This window comes from Mucilaginibacter sp. GW821-FHT07G05, from assembly GCF_059418565.1.
In genome coordinates this window covers 1-697 of record NZ_JBWKQC010000026.1, presented here as the reverse complement: position 1 = coordinate 697, position 697 = coordinate 1, and the positions used below count along the sequence as shown (strand labels likewise).

1 protein-coding gene is annotated in these 697 nt (G+C 41.5%); it reads left to right on the top strand.

The genetic code is table 11. The features are described from left to right. Positions 1–264: 264 nt before the first annotated feature. On the top strand, positions 265–697 hold a 433-nt coding region (locus AC07NA_RS26235), incomplete at its 3' end, for an IS110 family transposase (protein ID WP_494901030.1).

Genomic DNA, 697 nt, shown 5'->3' with positions numbered 1-697 from the left:
CCTTTGGTCTTATTAATATCTTTTAAGGCTAATTACTATTGTTGAAATGGGGGATCCAAGGGGGTGTTAAAAACTAAAAACTTTGTGGATAACGTTATGATAAAAGGCAGGGTGAACTTATTTGCCCTGTAGTCTGCCGGACTATGTTTTGTATTAGTTCCCTGCCTTTTATGATTGCCTAAGGCCCAGCTATAATTATTCCCTTAACTCATCAAAGGTGATTGGCAAAAGGCAATTTATTAATGTATTCTAAAGAAGGAACGTATGAAGGCATGGAATGTTATTTTAGGTGTGGATGTGTCAAAGAAGACACTTGACATCTGCTGGGCAGAACGCAAGCTGCCGGTTCGAATCGACAACAACAGTGAGGGGTTCTGCAAATTAAAGAAATGGTGCAGGGATAATGAGATTGACCTGAAAGAAACTTTTGTGGTACTGGAATATACGGGAGGGTATGAATACCGGTTTATTCAATTTTGCGAATCAGAGTCGATCGCTTACTGCCGAGTATCAGGGTTAGAGATCAAACAATCCCTGGGTATGGCCAGGGGTAAAAGTGACAAGGCCGACGCCTATCGTATTGGTAGATATGGCGAAGAAAAGATCAAACGCCTGGAGCCTGCCAGGCCACTAAATAATACTATAATAGAACTTAAAAAGCTGCTTTCTTTCCGTAAAAGACTGGTTCGTGAGGGGG